The 15,752-nt window shown below is 71.3% G+C and carries 17 protein-coding genes; 9 read left to right on the forward strand and 8 right to left on the reverse strand.

The window, feature by feature from the left end; all coding sequences use genetic code 11:
- The first annotated feature begins 18 nt into the window (after positions 1 to 18).
- The 3 genes from ABT057_RS37435 to ABT057_RS37445 all read left to right on the forward strand — a co-directional run bounded on the left by ABT057_RS37435 (position 19) and on the right by ABT057_RS37445 (position 2,374).
- Positions 19 to 522 carry a DUF5304 domain-containing protein gene (locus tag ABT057_RS37435; protein ID WP_352348361.1) on the forward strand — a complete coding sequence of 168 codons (504 nt, stop codon included), beginning with the start codon at positions 19 to 21 and terminating at the stop codon, positions 520 to 522.
- Positions 523 to 575: 53 nt separating this feature from the next.
- On the forward strand, positions 576 to 1,529 hold the full coding sequence (locus ABT057_RS37440; protein WP_352348362.1) for an ROK family glucokinase: 954 nt from the start codon (positions 576 to 578) through the stop codon (positions 1,527 to 1,529).
- A gap of 68 nt (positions 1,530 to 1,597) precedes the next feature.
- The gene (locus ABT057_RS37445) at positions 1,598 to 2,374 is read left to right on the forward strand and encodes an endonuclease/exonuclease/phosphatase family protein (RefSeq protein WP_352348363.1); all 777 of its coding nucleotides are present in this window, start codon (positions 1,598 to 1,600) and stop codon (positions 2,372 to 2,374) included.
- On the opposite strand, the gene ABT057_RS37450 is transcribed toward ABT057_RS37445, so the two are convergent.
- Both ABT057_RS37450 and ABT057_RS37455 read right to left on the reverse strand, forming a co-directional pair.
- Positions 2,371 to 3,060 (reverse strand): hypothetical protein, encoded by a 690-nt coding sequence (locus tag ABT057_RS37450; protein WP_352348364.1) that lies wholly within the window; start codon positions 3,058 to 3,060, stop codon positions 2,371 to 2,373. The two genes, ABT057_RS37445 and ABT057_RS37450, sit on opposite strands and share 4 nt — an antisense overlap.
- Positions 3,053 to 3,832, reverse strand: coding sequence for an alpha/beta hydrolase (locus ABT057_RS37455; protein ID WP_352348365.1), 780 nt, complete (start codon positions 3,830 to 3,832; stop codon positions 3,053 to 3,055). The genes ABT057_RS37450 and ABT057_RS37455 overlap by 8 nt, the downstream gene beginning before the upstream one ends.
- A gap of 158 nt (positions 3,833 to 3,990) precedes the next feature.
- Here ABT057_RS37455 and ABT057_RS37460 point away from each other — a divergent pair, with 158 nt between their 5' ends.
- From ABT057_RS37460 to ABT057_RS37470, 3 genes are all read left to right on the forward strand, one after another.
- A complete protein-coding gene (locus ABT057_RS37460) occupies positions 3,991 to 4,749 on the forward strand; it encodes a lysophospholipid acyltransferase family protein (protein WP_352348366.1) in 759 nt (252 codons plus the stop codon).
- A 25-nt stretch (positions 4,750 to 4,774) separates the two neighbouring features.
- Positions 4,775 to 6,010, forward strand: a complete 1,236-nt coding sequence (macS, locus tag ABT057_RS37465) for a MacS family sensor histidine kinase (protein ID WP_352348367.1) — start codon at positions 4,775 to 4,777, stop codon at positions 6,008 to 6,010.
- Positions 6,011 to 6,084: 74 nt separating this feature from the next.
- The gene (locus tag ABT057_RS37470; RefSeq protein ID WP_352348421.1) at positions 6,085 to 6,732 is read left to right on the forward strand and encodes a response regulator; all 648 of its coding nucleotides are present in this window, start codon (positions 6,085 to 6,087) and stop codon (positions 6,730 to 6,732) included.
- Between the two features lie 12 nt (positions 6,733 to 6,744).
- On the opposite strand, the gene ABT057_RS37475 is transcribed toward ABT057_RS37470, so the two are convergent.
- The gene (locus ABT057_RS37475) at positions 6,745 to 8,598 is read right to left on the reverse strand and encodes an anthranilate synthase family protein (RefSeq protein WP_352348368.1); all 1,854 of its coding nucleotides are present in this window, start codon (positions 8,596 to 8,598) and stop codon (positions 6,745 to 6,747) included.
- Positions 8,599 to 8,706: 108 nt separating this feature from the next.
- A complete protein-coding gene (locus tag ABT057_RS37480) occupies positions 8,707 to 8,799 on the reverse strand; it encodes a trp operon leader peptide (RefSeq protein WP_352348369.1) in 93 nt (30 codons plus the stop codon).
- Positions 8,800 to 8,883: 84 nt separating this feature from the next.
- Here ABT057_RS37480 and ABT057_RS37485 point away from each other — a divergent pair, with 84 nt between their 5' ends.
- A complete protein-coding gene (locus ABT057_RS37485) occupies positions 8,884 to 10,236 on the forward strand; it encodes a class II 3-deoxy-7-phosphoheptulonate synthase (RefSeq protein WP_352348370.1) in 1,353 nt (450 codons plus the stop codon).
- 122 nt (positions 10,237 to 10,358) lie between these two features.
- The gene (locus ABT057_RS37490) at positions 10,359 to 10,601 is read left to right on the forward strand and encodes a (2Fe-2S)-binding protein (RefSeq protein WP_352348371.1); all 243 of its coding nucleotides are present in this window, start codon (positions 10,359 to 10,361) and stop codon (positions 10,599 to 10,601) included.
- On the opposite strand, the gene bfr is transcribed toward ABT057_RS37490, so the two are convergent.
- Positions 10,598 to 11,077: a bacterioferritin gene (gene bfr / locus ABT057_RS37495; RefSeq protein ID WP_129309588.1), complete on the reverse strand. Its 480-nt coding sequence runs from the start codon at positions 11,075 to 11,077 to the stop codon at positions 10,598 to 10,600. The genes ABT057_RS37490 and bfr overlap by 4 nt on opposite strands.
- 201 nt (positions 11,078 to 11,278) lie before the next feature.
- Between bfr and ABT057_RS37500 the strand changes: the two genes are divergently transcribed.
- On the forward strand, positions 11,279 to 11,911 hold the full coding sequence (locus ABT057_RS37500) for a sulfite oxidase-like oxidoreductase (protein ID WP_352348372.1): 633 nt from the start codon (positions 11,279 to 11,281) through the stop codon (positions 11,909 to 11,911).
- Between the two features lie 73 nt (positions 11,912 to 11,984).
- Here ABT057_RS37500 and ABT057_RS37505 read toward each other — a convergent pair whose 3' ends face one another.
- The 3 genes from ABT057_RS37505 to ABT057_RS37515 form a co-directional block, all read right to left on the reverse strand.
- Complete coding sequence (locus ABT057_RS37505; protein ID WP_352348373.1) at positions 11,985 to 12,875, reverse strand: deoxyribonuclease IV; 891 nt, start codon at positions 12,873 to 12,875, stop codon at positions 11,985 to 11,987.
- Positions 12,876 to 12,909: 34 nt separating this feature from the next.
- Positions 12,910 to 14,856: a Stk1 family PASTA domain-containing Ser/Thr kinase gene (gene pknB, locus ABT057_RS37510; protein WP_352348374.1), complete on the reverse strand. Its 1,947-nt coding sequence runs from the start codon at positions 14,854 to 14,856 to the stop codon at positions 12,910 to 12,912.
- Between the two features lie 100 nt (positions 14,857 to 14,956).
- Positions 14,957 to 15,751, reverse strand: coding sequence for a thiazole synthase (locus ABT057_RS37515; RefSeq protein WP_352348375.1), 795 nt, complete (start codon positions 15,749 to 15,751; stop codon positions 14,957 to 14,959).
- Position 15,752 lies beyond the last annotated feature (1 nt).

Consider the following 15,752-nt stretch of genomic DNA (forward strand, 5'->3'; position numbering starts at 1 on the left):
AGCCGTCAGGAGTCCGTCATGAGTGAAGAGCGTCCCACTCCCGACGCCGCCGGGGCCGAGACCGCCGCCGAGGAGCCCCGCGCGACCGACGCCGACGCCTGGGCCACCGCCTGCGCCGAGGACCTGGCCCGGGAGAAGGCCCGCCGCCGTGCCGAGCAGGGCCGGCCGGAGGGTTCGGCCGCCGAGGAGCTGCGCAGGCTCGTCGACGCGGTCGCCGACAAACTCTCCGGCATCCAGTCCCCGCTGCTCGGCGCCGTCGCCGGACCCGCCGCCCAGCAGGTGGTCCGCCAGGTCGTCCAGCAGGCGAAGGCCGCCGTCGAACCCGTCATCGAGCGCAACCCCGACGTCTTCGACCACCTCGCGGCGGCCGGCGGCGAACTCCTCGCCGCCTACCGCTCCGCCGTCCAGCACCAGGAGACCCGCTGGACCACCCGCGCGAAGGACCCGCAGGACCCGCGCACCGCCCACGACCGCGACGAGGGGACGGGCGCCGGCCCCGGCGAACGCATCGATTTGGACTGACACCGCTCGGGTACGGTTGGCCGTAGCGGGGCTCGACCGGAACTGAGGGATTCATGGGACTCACCATCGGCGTCGACATCGGCGGCACGAAGATCGCGGCCGGCGTGGTCGACGAGGAAGGAAACATCCTCTCGACCTACAAGGTGCCGACCCCGGGCACGCCGGAGGCGATCGTGGACGCCATCGCCTCCGCGGTGGAGGGCGCCCGCGCGGGCCACGAGATCGTCGGCGTGGGTATCGGAGCCGCCGGTTACGTCAACCGGCAGCGCTCCACCGTCTACTTCGCCCCCAACATCGACTGGCGCCAGGAACCGCTGAAGGACAAGGTCGAGGCCCGCGTGGGCCTCCCCGTCGTCGTGGAGAACGACGCCAACGCGGCGGCCTGGGGCGAGTACAAGTTCGGCGCGGGCAAGGGCCACCGCAACGTCATCTGCATCACGCTCGGCACCGGCCTCGGCGGCGGCATCATCATCGGCAACAAGCTGCGCCGCGGCCACTTCGGCGTCGCCGCCGAGTTCGGCCACATCCGCATGGTCCCCGACGGTCTGCTGTGCGGCTGCGGCTCACAGGGCTGCTGGGAGCAGTACGCCTCGGGGCGGGCGCTGGTGAGGTACGCCAAGCAGCGCGCCAACGCCACCCCGGAACACGCCGAGACCCTCCTCGGCCTCGGCGACGGCACCCCCGACGGCATCGAGGGCAAGCACATCTCCATGGCCGCCCGCCAGGGCGACCCGGTGGCCGTCGACTCCTACCGCGAGCTCGCCCGCTGGGCCGGGGCCGGCCTCGCCGACCTCGCCTCCCTCTTCGACCCGTCCGCCTTCATCGTCGGCGGCGGCCTCTCGGACGAGGGCGAGCTGGTCCTCGACCCGATCCGCAAGTCCTACAAGCGCTGGCTGGTCGGCGGCAACTGGCGCCCGGTGGCGGACGTCATCGCGGCTCAGCTCGGCAACAAGGCCGGCCTGGTCGGCGCGGCGGACCTGGCGAGAGAACCCGACCCGATCATGTAGGCGTCCCCGGCCGCAGTGCCCGCCGTGCCCGGTCCCGGGACGGCGGGCATCGTCGTATGTTGATCGCCATGGAGACCACCTTGGTGCTTCCCCACTCGATCACGGAGCCGGACGGTTCAGCCGTCGTCAGGGTTCTCACCTACAACATCCGCTCCATGCGGGACGACACCGCCGCCCTCGCCCGCGTCATCTCCGCCTGCGCCCCCGATCTGGTGCTGATCCAGGAAGCCCCGATCTTCTTCCGATGGCGCAAGAAACTCGCCCGGCTCGCCGCGGCCACCGGCCAGGTGATCCTCACCGGCGGCGGCACTGCGGCCGGCCCCGCCGTCCTCTGCAGCCTGCGGGCGACCGTCGAACGCACCGAGGACGTCCTGCTGCCCCTCACCCCCGGACGGTACCGGCGCGGTTTCGCCACCGCGGTCGTCCGCATCGCGGGCGTCCGCCTCGGCGTCCTCAGCTGCCATCTGAGTCTGGAGCGGGGGGAGCGCTACGAGCAGGGCGGGATGCTCCTCGACCGGCTCGCGGGGATGGGCGTGGAACACGCGGTCGCGGGCGGCGACATCAACGAACGCCCCGACGGACGCACCTTCGGCCGACTGGCCACCGACCTCCGGGACTGCCGTACCGCCGCGCCCTGGGGCACCGAGCACACCTTCCCCGCCACCGCCCCGGACCGCCGTATCGACGGCATCTTCGCGACCAAGGGAGTGGAGGTACTGGGCTGCGGGGTCCCCACCGGACTCCCCGGCATCACCGAGGACGACCTGAGGGCGGCCACGGACCATCTGCCGGTCCTCGCCGCCCTCCGCGTCCCCGCCGACGGCCAGACCGCCGCTCCCCGCTAGACCACCGCTCCCCGCCCCGGATCCTCGTCGTCCTCGTCGTCCGGGCGCATCCGGGCCACCAGGGTGGCGAAGCCGCCGAGGAAGCCGCCGAGGCAGAGGGTCGTCAGCCACCACGTCATGTCCCAGCCCAGCAGCACCGCCAGCAACAGCAGCACCGGCCCGCCGATCACCCCGAGCCAGGCGAACTTGGCCGTGGTGTCGGCCTCCGGCAGGGGCGGCGGCTCCGGCGGGACGAAGTGACCCTCGTCGTCGTCCTCGTCGTCCTCGTCGAAGGCTTCCTCGGCCGGCTCGCGCAGCGAGTGGTCGCGCGGGCCCACGCCGGGCGCGAAGGAGATGGAGCTGCCCAGCGGCTTGGCCGGTTTCTGCTCCTCGCCCGCGTCCTCGCCCGGGTCCTCGGCGGGCTCTCTGCCCGGTTCGCCCCCGCCCGCCCCGGATCCGTCGTCGTCGGTCCCGATGTCCGGCAGCGCCAGATCCTCGATCGACCTGAACGGCCTGGCCCCCGGCGGGTCCGGCGGCTCCTCGCCGTACCCCGCGACGATGGCCGCCCACGCCGCCTCCTCGTCGAACGGCACACTCTGCTCCTCCGGCTCCGGGCCCTGACGAGCGTCCAGGCCCTCCAGGCCGCCCTGGCCGTCCCGCTCCTCCCGGTTCTCCCGGTCCTCGCGGTCGGAGTCGTGCTCAGCCACCTACGGCCGTCCCTTCCTTGCCGACACTGGGCGCGATCCGGGCGATGAACGCGTAGCTCTCCTCGAAGATCCGGTCCGCATCGTGGTCCAACGTTGCCACGTGGTAGCTCTGTTCCAGGAGGATCTCGGTCACGTCCGCCGACGACACCCGGCCAAGGATCCGGGCCGAGTCCGCCGCCGGTACGACATGGTCCTGGGCGCTGCGCAACAGCAGCAGCGGCTGGGTGACCTGCGGGAGCTCACCGTCGACCTGCCGCAGGAAGATTCGCAGGGAGTGCGCCGAGTGCAGCGGCACCCGGTCGTACCCGACCTCCTCGCCGCCCTCCTTCGCGATGTCGCTGGTGATCCCCTTCGTCGACCGCACCAGATGGCGGGCCACGGGAAGGGCGTACGCGGACAGTCCGTGCACCTTGTTCGCCGGATTGACGACGGCCACGCCCCGCACCGCCTCGCCGTGCTTCGCGGCCAGCCGCAGGGCGAGGGCACCGCCCATGGACAGCCCGAAGACGAACACCTGCGCGCACCTCTCGCGCAGGGCCCGCAACTCGCGGTCCACCTCCGCGTACCAGTCGGGCCAGCCGGTGAGGGCCATGTCCTCCCAGCGTGTGCCGTGCCCGGGCAGCAGCGGCAGGGAGACGGTCAGACCCTGCCCGGCCAGATACCGGGCCCAGGGGCGCAGCGACTGCGGGGAACCGGTGAAGCCGTGGCAGAGGAGGACCCCGGTCTCCCCGCCCTCATGGCGGTACGGCTCGGCTCCAGGAAGGACCGGCACCTTCGGTCTCCTGTCTTCGTCTGTTCTTCACGGGAGGGACGTGTGGTTCACGGTACGCGACCCCACTGACACCGACCAGGGCCGTCGGAGCCTTTGCCGCCGCCCCGGGATAAGGTCTGAGGACACATACAGGAGGCACTCGGTTGTTGTACGGCGCGATGAAGGTTGCGGTCGGGGGACCACTCAAGGTCACCTTCAGGCCCTGGGTGGAGGGCCTCGAGAACATCCCGGCCGAGGGCCCCGCGATCCTGGCGAGCAACCACCTGTCCTTCTCGGACTCGTTCTTCCTGCCCGCGGTCCTGGACCGCAAGGTCACCTTCATCGCGAAGGCCGAGTACTTCACCACGCCCGGTGTGAAGGGCCGGCTGACGGCCGCCTTCTTCAGGGGCGTCGGCCAGCTCCCGGTGGACCGCTCCGGCGGGCGCGGTGCCGGTGAGGCCGCGATCAGGAGCGGGATAGAGGTGCTGGAGCGCGGGGAGCTGTTCGGGATCTACCCCGAGGGCACCCGCTCTCCCGACGGCCGCCTCTACCGCGGCAAGCCCGGCGGCCTCGCGCGCGTGGCGCTCGCCGCCGGCGCGCCCGTCATCCCGGTCGCCATGATCGACACCGAGAAGATCCAGCCGCCGGGGAAGATCCTGCCGAAGGTGATGCGGCCGGGCATCCGGATAGGCAGGCCGCTGGACTTCAGCCGCTACGAGGGCATGGACCACGACCGTTTCGTGCTGCGCGCCCTGACCGACGAGGTCATGTACGAGATCATGAAGCTCTCCGGCCAGGAGTACGTCGACATCTACGCGACCGCCGCCAAGCGGCAGATCGCGGAGGCGGCGAAGGCCGACAAGGAAGCGGAGAAGGCCGCCAGGGCGGCGCTGGCCCAGGCCGAGAAGGACCAGGCGGACAAGGAAAGAGAGCAGTAGGCCGACAGGCCGGGTGGGGGCACGGATGGCCAGGCGCGAGAGAGTCATGAGGATGTCGGTCGAGCTGCCGCTGTGGCGCGCGCTCACCGCCTACCGGGTCCTGACGATGCTGTACGCGGTCGGCCTGTCCGCCTCCGCGTACGACGACTACGACCGCCCCGGCGTCGCCATCGGCTACTTCGCCGTCCTCTTCGTCTGGACCCTGGCCACCGTCCCCCGGGTGCAGAACGCCACCGCCTGCACCAAGCGCTTCCTCGCCGTCGACCTCGCCGTCGCGCTCACCGGCATCCTCCTGACCCCGCTGGTCGTGACCCAGCAGCACATCGACCGCGGCGGTCCCACCCTGCCCTCGATCTGGACGGCCGGATCGGTCCTCGCCTTCGCCATCAAGGGCGGCTGGCGCTGGGCCGCGTTCGCCTCCACACCGGTCGCCGCCGCCAACCTGATCGAGCGCGGCCACCCGGCCCGCGACACCGTCCACAACGTGATCCTCGTCTGGGTCGCCTCCATCGCCATCGGCTACGTCGTCGAGGTCGCCCGCGCCTCCGAGCGCACCCTCGCCCGCGCCCTGGAGATCGAGGCCGCCACCCGGGAGAGGGAACGGCTCGCCCGGGACATCCACGACGGGGTGCTCCAGGTGCTGGCCATGGTGCAGCGCAGGGGTGTGGTCATCGGCGGCGAGGCGGCCGAGCTGGGCCGGATGGCGGGGGAGCAGGAGGTCGCGCTGCGCACCCTGGTCTCCGGCGGGCTCGTCCCGGTCTCCCGGGTGTCGGAGGACGAGGCCGAGGGGGCCGTCGTCCGCCTGGTCGAAGAGCCCGAGGCGGCCGGAGAGGGCGACGGCCCCGTCGACCTGCGCGGACTGCTCGCCCCGTACGCCGCGGCCCGGGTCAGCCTCGCCGAGCCCGGCGCCCCGGTGCTGCTGACTCCGGCCGCGGCGCGGGAACTGGCCGCGGCCGTCGGCGCCGCCCTGGACAACGTGCGCAGGCATGCCGGGGAGGAGGCCAGGGCCTGGATCCTGGTCGAGGACGAGCCCGACGAGGTGATCGTCACGGTCCGGGACGACGGACCGGGCATCCCGGAGGGGCGGCTCGCGCAGGCCGAGGGCGAGGGGCGGCTCGGGGTCGCCCAGTCGATCCGGGGCCGGCTGCGCGACCTCGGCGGCAGCGCCGAACTGATCTCGACACCGGGCCAGGGCACCGAGGTCGAACTGACGGTACCGAAGGAGCAGGACGTGCAGCGGGGGAGGGCGGGACGCCGATGAGCCAGGAACAGGGACCCGGACAGGGCCGGGAGCGGGGGCCGGACCAGGGGCCGGGACCGGAGCGGACCAAGGTCATGGTGGTGGACGACCACCCCATGTGGCGCGACGCGGTCGCCCGGGACCTGGCCGAGTCCGGTTTCGACGTGGTGGCCACGGCCGGTGACGGCGAGCAGGCGGTGCGGCGCGCGAAGGCCGTCACGCCCGACGTTCTCGTCCTGGACCTCAACCTCCCCGCCAAGCCCGGTGTCCAGGTGTGCAAGGAGGTCGTCGCCGCCAATCCGGCGCTGCGCGTCCTCGTGCTCTCCGCGAGCGGCGAGCACGCCGACGTGCTGGAGGCGGTGAAGTCCGGCGCGACCGGCTACCTGCTGAAGTCGGCGTCCACGGACGAACTTCTGGACGCGGTGCGCCGGACGGCCGTCGGCGACCCGGTGTTCACCCCCGGTCTCGCCGGGCTGGTCCTCGGCGAGTACCGCCGGCTGGCCTCCGACCCCGGCCCCGTGCCCGGTACCGACGGGCCGGACACGCCGCGCCTGACCGACCGGGAGACCGAGGTGCTGCGGCTGGTCGCCAAGGGCCTGAGCTACAAGCAGATCGCCGAACGCCTCGTCATATCCCACCGCACGGTCCAGAACCACGTGCAGAACACCCTCGGCAAGCTCCAGCTGCACAACAGGGTGGAACTGGTCCGGTACGCCATCGAGCGGGGCCTCGACGACGAGTGAGGCCCCGTCCGGCTAGCCGACCGGCCGCAGGGCCCCCAGCAGTTCCCGTACGATCACCGCGCCGTTCAGGGTCAGCACCGACTCCGGATGGAACTGCACCCCGGCGAACCCGGGCCCCCGCAGGGCGTGCACCTCGCCGTTCGCGGACCGGCTCACCTCGGTCCCGTGCGCGGCGAGTTCCAGCGCGGCCTCGTCGTCGCACCGCGCCACGAAGCTGTTGTAGAAGCCGACGGTCTCCTCCCGCCCGAACAGGTCGACGGCCGTCTGCGCCCCCTGGTACGGCACCTCCTTCCGTACGATGTCCAGCCCCAGTTCGGCCGCGACCAGCTCGTGCCCGAGGCAGACGCCGAGCACCCCGTGCCGGTGTTCCCGGAGCACCCGGGCGGTCAGCTCCCGCAGGAAGCGCATCTTCGGGTCGGTGAGGTCGGAGGGGTCGCCCGGACCGGGGCCCAGCACCACCGGCCCCTCGTGCGTGAGGACGGCCTCCCGCAGACCGGGCGAGTCGTAGCGGCGCACGGTCACCTCGAGGCCGCCGGCCCGCAGGACGTGCGAGAGCATCGCCGTGAAGGTGTCCTCGCCGTCCACGACGAGCGCGTGCCCGGCGAGTTCCCCGGTCCGTTCCTGCATCCGCAGCCAGAACGGCGCCAGCGAGGCCCGCCGCCCGTCCAGCGCGGCCCGCACCCGGGGGTCGTCGGCGAGCCGCGGCCGTACGGCCTCCGCGCGTGGCCGGGCCGGACGCACGCCCAGAGCGGCCAGCACCCCCGCCGCCTTCGCGTGTGTCTCCGCGACCTCGCCCGCCGGGTCCGAACCCCGCACGAGCGTGGCGCCGACCGGGACCCGCAGCCGCCCGGCCGCGTCGATGTCGGCGGTCCGGATGAGGATGGGGGAGTCGAGGGTCTGCGTCCCGCTCGGGTCCCGGCCCAGCAGCGCCAGCGCGCCCGCGTAGTAGCCGCGCCCGCCGACCTCGTGCCGTTCGATGACCCGGCAGGCGTTCTGCACCGGGGAGCCGGTGACGGTGGCCGCGAACATCGTCTCCTTCAACACCTCCCGCACGTCCAGCGAGGACTTCCCGCGCAGCTCGTACTCGGTGTGCGCGAGGTGCGCCATCTCCTTCAGCCGGGGCCCCACGACCACCCCGCCCATGTCGCCGACCGTGCACATCATCTTGAGCTCCTCGTCGACGACCATCGACAGCTCCTCGATCTCCTTGCCGTCGGCGAGGAAGTCCAGCAGGTGTTCGGGGGTGGGTCCCCCGGCGGGATAGCGGTACGTCCCGCTGATCGGGTTCATGACGACCGTGCCGCCGGACATCCGGACGTGCACCTCGGGGCTGGCCCCGACCAGCGTCCGGTCCCCGGTGTGCACGACGAACGTCCAGTACGCGCCCCGCTCGCCCGTGAGGAGCCGCCGGAACAGCGCGAGGGCGTCGGCTCTGCCGAATCCCGGGAGCTCGCCCTCGTAGGTGCGCCGGATCACGAAGTTCGCGCCCTCGCCCCGCCCGATCTCGTCCCGCAGCACCCGTCCGACGATCTCGCCGTACTCCTCGTCGCCGACGTCGAAGCCGCCGCCCTCGACCCGCACCTCGTGCGCGGGGAGCTGTTCCAGCGCCTCGGCGAGCGGGATGTCGTAGCGCTCCTCGGGGGTGAGGACCGCCAGCGGTGTCCCGTCGTCCCGCACGTCGAAGCCGCGCTCGCGGATCTGCCGGAAGGGGATCAGGGCGAGGCACTCGTCGGGGAGGGAGGCGAGGCGGTCGTGGGCGGTGACCGGTCCGAGGAGGAGTTCCACCGCGCTCGCGTCGTGGCCGGGGGTTCGGCGGCGGAGCAGTGCGAAGGGGCGTTCGTCGTGCACGAGCTGTGTCAGGTCCATGCTTCCTCTTCCGTCTTTCGGCTTGCGTCGATGTCGGTGAGGAACGGACCCCGGAAACGCCGAAGGCCGCCCCTCGGGCGGCCTTCGCGAAGTCTTGCGTACGCGCAGTCAGTGGGCCGCCGGATGAGCGGTCCACCACCAGTTCCGGAGGGAATTCAGGGTCGAATTCCGGGTCGAAGGCGCGAACATGCGACGCACCATACCCCATGCGCACCTGAGCGGGAGGGCGTCTCACCTGTCGAGCCGGGCGAAAACGACTCGACACGACCCCGTAATGTTGAGTGCGTGACCGTGAACGCTAAGACCGGCCCGAGCGCCGGCAACACCTGGCGAGACCTGCCCGCGGCGCAGCAGCCCGAGTACCCCGACCCCGAGGCTCTGCGCGCAGTCGTTGCGGAGCTGGAGTCGTATCCGCCGCTCGTCTTCGCGGGCGAGTGCGACCAGCTGCGCGCCCGGATGGCGGCCGTCGCCAAGGGAGAGGCGTTCCTCCTCCAGGGCGGCGACTGCGCCGAGGCCTTCGACGCGGTGTCGGCCGACCACATCCGCAACAAGCTGAAGACCCTGCTCCAGATGGGCGCCGTGCTGACGTACGCCGCGTCCGTGCCCGTGGTGAAGGTCGGCCGGATCGCCGGCCAGTACTCCAAGCCGCGCTCCAAGCCGACCGAGACCCGCGACGGCGTGACCCTGCCGACGTACCGGGGCGACTCCGTCAACGGCTTCGACTTCACCGAAGCGGCCCGGATCCCGGACCCCGAGCGCCTGAAGCGGATGTACCACGCCTCCGCCTCCACGCTGAACCTGGTGCGCGCCTTCACCACCGGCGGCTACGCCGACCTGCGCCAGGTGCACGCCTGGAACCAGGACTTCGTGCGCTCCTCGCCGTCCGGCCAGCGCTACGAGCAGCTGGCGCGCGAGATCGACAGCGCGCTGAACTTCATGCGGGCCTGCGGGACCGACCCGGAGGAGTTCAAGACCGTCGAGTTCTACTCCTCGCACGAGGCGCTGCTGCTGGACTACGAGGCGGCCCTGACCCGGGTCGACTCCCGCACCGGGCATCTGTACGACGTCTCCGGGCACATGGTGTGGATCGGTGAGCGCACCCGGCAGCTGGACCACGCGCACATCGAGTTCGCCTCGCGGATCCGTAACCCGATCGGCATCAAGCTGGGCCCGACGACGACGGCCGAGGACGCGCTGCAGTACATCGAGCGCCTCGACCCCGACCGCGAGCCCGGCCGGCTGACCTTCATCGTCCGCATGGGCGCCGACAAGGTCCGCGACAAGCTGCCCGAGCTGGTCGAGAAGGTCACGGCGTCCGGCGCGGTGGTGGCGTGGGTGACCGACCCGATGCACGGCAACACCTTCGAGGCGGCCTCCGGCCACAAGACCCGCCGTTTCGACGACGTGCTCGACGAGGTCAAGGGCTTCTTCGAGGTCCACAAGGGCCTGGGCACCCATCCGGGCGGCATCCATGTCGAGCTCACCGGTGACGATGTCACCGAGTGCGTCGGCGGCGGCGACGAGATCTTCGTCGACGACCTCCACCAGCGCTACGAGACGGCCTGCGACCCGCGGCTGAACCGCAGCCAGTCCCTCGACCTGGCGTTCCTCGTCGCGGAGATGTACCGGGACCAGTAGGCATCGGTCATGACAGTGGGGCGCGGATCGTATGTGATCCGCGCCCCACTCCACTTTTGTGGTCGCCGAGTGCCGGGTAAGGTTAGGTTAGCCTTATCGATCTCGGCGGGAGGTGAATCCGCGTGTACGTCTGCAGCTGCTTCGGAGTGACTGAAGCGCAGGTCCAGCAGCATGCGGACAACGGCGCCTGCACACCCCGCCAGATCGCCTCCGCCTGCAAGGCCGGGACGGACTGCGGCTCGTGTGTACGTCGTATCCAGGCGATCCTCGGCCGGGGCGCGTGCTCCCGTCGGGACCTGGCCGACCGGAGGGACGCGGTTCTCTCGAAACTGTCGGGACCGGAAGGGCTGGAAGAAGCGGCCTAGCTCTCCGGCTGCTCGATCAGCTGGGCGATGTAGAGGGCCTCGCCGAGCTTCTCCACCAGTTCCAGCTGGGTGTCGAGGTAGTCGATGTGGTGCTCCTCGTCGGCCAGGATGTCCTCGAAGATGTTCGCGGACGTGATGTCGCCCTTCTCCCGCATCACCTTGATGCCGCGCCGCAGCCGGTCGATCGCCTCGACCTCGACCTGCCGGTCGGCCTCGAACATCTCCTTGACGGTCTGGCCCACGCGCACATGGAACAGTCGCTGGTAGTTCGGCAGCCCCTCCAGGAACAGGATCCGGTCGGTGAGCACCTCCGCGTGCTTCATCTCGTCGAAGGACTCGTGGCGCGTGTACTTCGCGAGCTTCGTCCAGCCGAAGTTCTCCTGCATCTTGGCGTGCAGGAAGTACTGGTTGATCGCGGTGAGCTCGCCGGTGAGCTGCTCGTTGAGGAACTCGATGACCTCGGGGTCGCCCTGCATCGCAGAGGCTCCTTCCGCCTGGGGGGAACGGGACGGGGGAATGGGGGGAGGTTGCCGCCGCATGATTTCACCGGCACCGAAGATCGTCCAGTAAGTGCGTACTTAGTAAGTTAGTCCATGCTTAGTAGTAGTTGCCCGATTCCACAGAAGGCGGTACATGCCTGGTCATGTGCACTGTGTCGGGTCTGTCAGGATGGAGACATGGGTCAGCCGGAGGAGCGCGCAACGGGAGAAGCAGCATCGTCCGAGCTCCCGCCGGGACAGCGACTGCAGCGGGGCTGGCCCGTCACCCATTACGGCCCGGTACCGAGGTTCCGGCCCGAACGCTGGGAGTTCAGGGTGTTCGGTGCCACCGCCGAGGGCGGGAAGCGGTGCTGGAACCACGAGGAGTTCACGGCCCTGCCGTACACCTCCGTGGTGGCCGATCTGCACTGTGTGACGAAGTTCAGCATGCTCGGCGCCGAGTGGGGCGGGATCCCGGCCAGGGCCGTCCTGGACCTCGCGCCGCCCGCCGCCGACGTCACCCATGTGATGGTGTGGGCGGAGTACGGCTTCAGCTCCAATCTGCGGCTCGCGGACTTCGCCTCGGAGCGCACCGTCTTCGCCACCCACAAGGACGGCGAACTGCTCACCGCCGAGCACGGCTTCCCGGTCCGGCTGGTCGTCCCCCACCTCTACGCCTGGAAGGGCCCCAAGTGGGTCCGCGGCGTCGAGTACATGACGGCCGACCGCCGCGGCTTCTGGGAGGAACGGGGCTACCACAACATCGGCGACCCCTGGAAGGAACAGCGGTACTCCTACCAGGAGGAGCCGGGGGACGGGCCGGAGCTCTGAGCCCCGCACCAAGATCTCGTCGCCCGTCTCCGGTGACGAGCCCACGTGCTGTTCGAGAACGAGGACAGCCGCCTCACCCGTCCCGGAGTTTCTTCAGCCGCTCCACGTCCGCCGCGTGGCCCTCCTTGCCGCCGGGTGTCTCGATGACCAGCGGGACGCCCGCCGTCGCCGGGTGGGTCATCAGCGCACGGAACGGGTCCTCACCGATGTGACCCGCGCCGATGTTCTCGTGCCGGTCCTTGTGCGCGCCGACCACGTCCTTGGAGTCATTGGCGTGGATCAGCTTCAGCCGGCCCTCGCCGACGGTCTCCACCAGCAGATCCAGAGTCTCGTGCATGCCGGACGGTCCCGTCAGGTCGTGTCCGGCGGCGAAGACATGGCACGTGTCGAGGCAGACGCCGAGTTTCGGATGGGCGTCCAGCGCCTCGAAGTACGGCCCGAAGTCCCAGGTCCGGGAGCAGAGCGAGGCCCCCTGCCCGGCGGTGGACTCCAGCAGCAGAAACGGGTCGTCGTCCTCGGTCAGCTCGTCCAGCAGCGGCAGCAGGTGCTCCCGTACCTGCTTCAACGCCACGGACCGCTCCCGCCCGCCCGTCGCGCTCCCGGTGTGCACGACCACGCCCAGCGCACCGATCGCCCGCCCCCGGCGCAGCGAGTGCCGCAGCGACTCCACCGACCGCTCCACCGTCGCCTCGGTGTGCGAACCGAAGTTGATCAGATAGGGCGCGTGGACGTACGCCGGGACCGACTCCGCCGCACAGGCCTCCCGGAACGCCTCGTCCTGCGCCGGATTGCCGGCCGGGGTGGCCCAGCCGCGCGGGTTGGCGACGAAGACCTGGACCGTCTCCGCCCGCAGGTCACGGGCGTACGACAGCCCCACGGAGTGCAGTCCGCCGGCCACGGGGACATGGCCGCCGACGGGGTTGCGGGACGGGAAGGGGGACTTCTGGCGGGGGCGCTGACTCACCCGTTCAGGGTGTCATGCCCCCAACCCCTCCCGGTCACCGGATGGTGATCGTGATCGTCGATCCCTTGGGCGCGGTGTCTCCGCCTTCCACCGACTGGCTCTTCACCGTGTCGCCGAACAGGCCGAGAATCCCGCGGTCCTCGTCGACCTCGAAGCCGGCGGCCTTCAGCGACTTCTTCGCGTCGCCGACGCTCTGGCCGACCACGTCGGGGACCTCGACCATCTCCGGCCCCTTGGACAGGGTCAGCGTGACGGTGTCACCCTCGGCGGCCTGGCTGTCCGCCTCGGGGGTCTGCGCCGCGACCTGCCCCTTGTCGAACTCGGAGTTGACCTGCTCGGAGGAGACCTCGACCTTCAGCCCGGCCTCCTCCAGCTCGGCCTTGGCGTCGTCCAGGTCCTCGCCGGTGACGTCCGGCACGTCGATCGGGCTGCCCTTGCTGACGACGATGGAGACCGCCGAGCCCGCGCGGCGCTCGGTCCCCGCCGCGGGGCTGGTGCTGATCACGGCGCCCTCGGTGACGTCGTCGCTGAACTCCTCGGTGACCAGCCCCGGTGCCAGGCCGCCCGACTTCAGCAGCTCCTTGGCCTTGGCCAGCCGGGACCCCGTCACGTCCGGCACCTTCACGGTCTGCGGACCGTCGGAGACGGTGAGGGTGACCGAGTCGTTCTTGCGGATCCGGGCGCCCGGCTCGGGATCGGTGCTGATGACGGTGCCGCGCTTCACGGTGTCGCTGTAGGCGTGCCGGACCCTGCCCACTTCCAGCCCGGCCGCCTCCAGCCGCTTCTCCGCCCTCGCCTGGGTCTGGGTGAGCACCGCCGGGACCTTGGTGAACTGCCCGGAGTTGATGTACCAGACGCCCGCACCGACGCCGAGGACCAGCAGGACGACGGTGACGAGCGCGACCAGTCCACGACGGGGCCGCACGGAACGGCGCCGGGGCGGCAGGGGCGGCGGGCTCTGCAACAGGGAGGTCCGGTTGAACGGGTCGCCGTGACCACCGCGACCCGCCTCGTCCTCGTTGACCGGCAGCAGCCGCGGCACGGTCAACGAGCGCGGAATGACGCTCGTCCGGTCCTCACGGTTGTCGTGCTCGGCGGACACCGCCTGCGGGGGTACGGCGTCCAGCTGCTCCTCGCTCAGCGCGCCCCGCGCCTCCCGGGCCTGCCCGAGCAGCGCGACGGCGTCGACCGGCCGGAGGTCCGGGGTGCGGGCGGTGGCGGCGGCCACGAGCTCGTCCAGCTCGAACGCCAGGCCGGGTACGGCGGCCGACGGCGGCGGGACCGTTTCGTGCAGGTGCTTGTAGAGCACGATCGCGGGGGAGTCGCCGTCGTGCGGCTTCTCACCGGTGAGCATCTCGTAGAGCACGACACCGCACGCGTAGACGTCGACCCGGGGGTCGGCGGCGCCGGGCTGCTCGATCTGCTCCGGGGCGAGATAGGAGACCGTGCCGAGCACGGCGCCGGTCGTACTGGTCACCGTGTCCACGGAGCGCACGAGTCCGAAGTCGGCGACCTTGACCCGGCCGTCGTCCCCTATCAGCACGTTCTCCGGCTTCATGTCCCGGTGGACGAACCCGGCCCGGTGTGCGGCGCCGAGCGCGGCGAGCACCGGCTCCAGGATGTCGAGCGCGGCCCTCGGCTGCAGGGCGCCCCGCTCGCGCAGCACGTCACGCAGGGTGCAGCCGGCGATGTACTCCATGGCGAGATACACATACGACCCGTCCGTCCCCTGGTCGAACACCTGTACGACATTGGGGTGGGCGAGCCTCGCGACGGACTTGGCCTCCCGGATGAACCGCTCGACGAACGACCCGTCGGCCGCGAGCGCCGGATGCATCACCTTGAGCGCGAGCACGCGGTCGAGGCGGGTGTCCACGGCCCGGTAGACCGTGGCCATCCCGCCCACCGCGATCCGCGCGTCGACGCGGTACCGACCGTCGAGCACCTGCCCGATCAGAGGGTCCTGAAGGGTCGTGTCCACGCAGCGAGTCTACGAGCCACGACTGACAGCACCCCGGCTTCCACCCCTTCGGAGCAGGACTGCAGCCGACCTGTGACGCGCCACACGCCGGAGCGCGGGGTCAGAACGCCGGGCGCTCCGGATCCAGGCTGGCCAGGCCCTCCGCGGGAGACGACGCCTCGGCGAAGTAGCGCCGGGGGATGCGTCCCGCCAGGCGGGCCAGCCTGCCCGCCTCCACGCCCGCCCGCATCGCCGACGCCATCAGCTCGGGATCCGCCGCCCGCGTCACCGCCGAGGCCAGCATCACCCCCGCACAGCCCAGCTCCATCGCCAGTGCCACGTCCGACGCCGTACCGGCCCCGGCGTCCAGAATCACGGGCACCCGCGCGTGCTCCACGATCAGCTGGAAGTTGTGGGGGTTGCGGATGCCCAGGCCGGAGCCGATGGGCGACCCGAGCGGCATGACCGCGGCGCAGCCGACGTCCTCCAGCTTCCGCGCCAGCACAGGATCGTCGTTCGTGTACGGCAACACCGTGAACCCGTCGTCCACCAGCGTCTCCGCCGCCTCCAGCAGCTCCACCGGATCCGGCAGCAGCGTCCGCTCGTCGGCGATGACCTCCAGTTTGACCAGCGAGGTCCCGAGAGCCTCCCGCGCCAGCCGGGCCGTCAGCACCGCCTCGCCGGCCGTGTAGCACCCCGCCGTGTTCGGCAGCACCCGGATGCCCAGCCGCTGGAGCACGGACAGCACGGAGCCGTGCACCGAGGGGTTCACCCGCCGCATCGCGACCGTCGTCAGCTCCGTCCCGGACGCCACGAGCGCCCGCTCCAGCACCTCGAGGCTGGGAGCGCCCCCCGTACCCATGATCAGACGGGACGAGAAGGTCGTGTCCCCGAGAACCAGGGGATCGTCGGCCATG

Origin of the sequence: Streptomyces sp. NPDC002588, assembly GCF_040295925.1 — a bacterium.
Classification (GTDB): domain Bacteria; phylum Actinomycetota; class Actinomycetes; order Streptomycetales; family Streptomycetaceae; genus Streptomyces.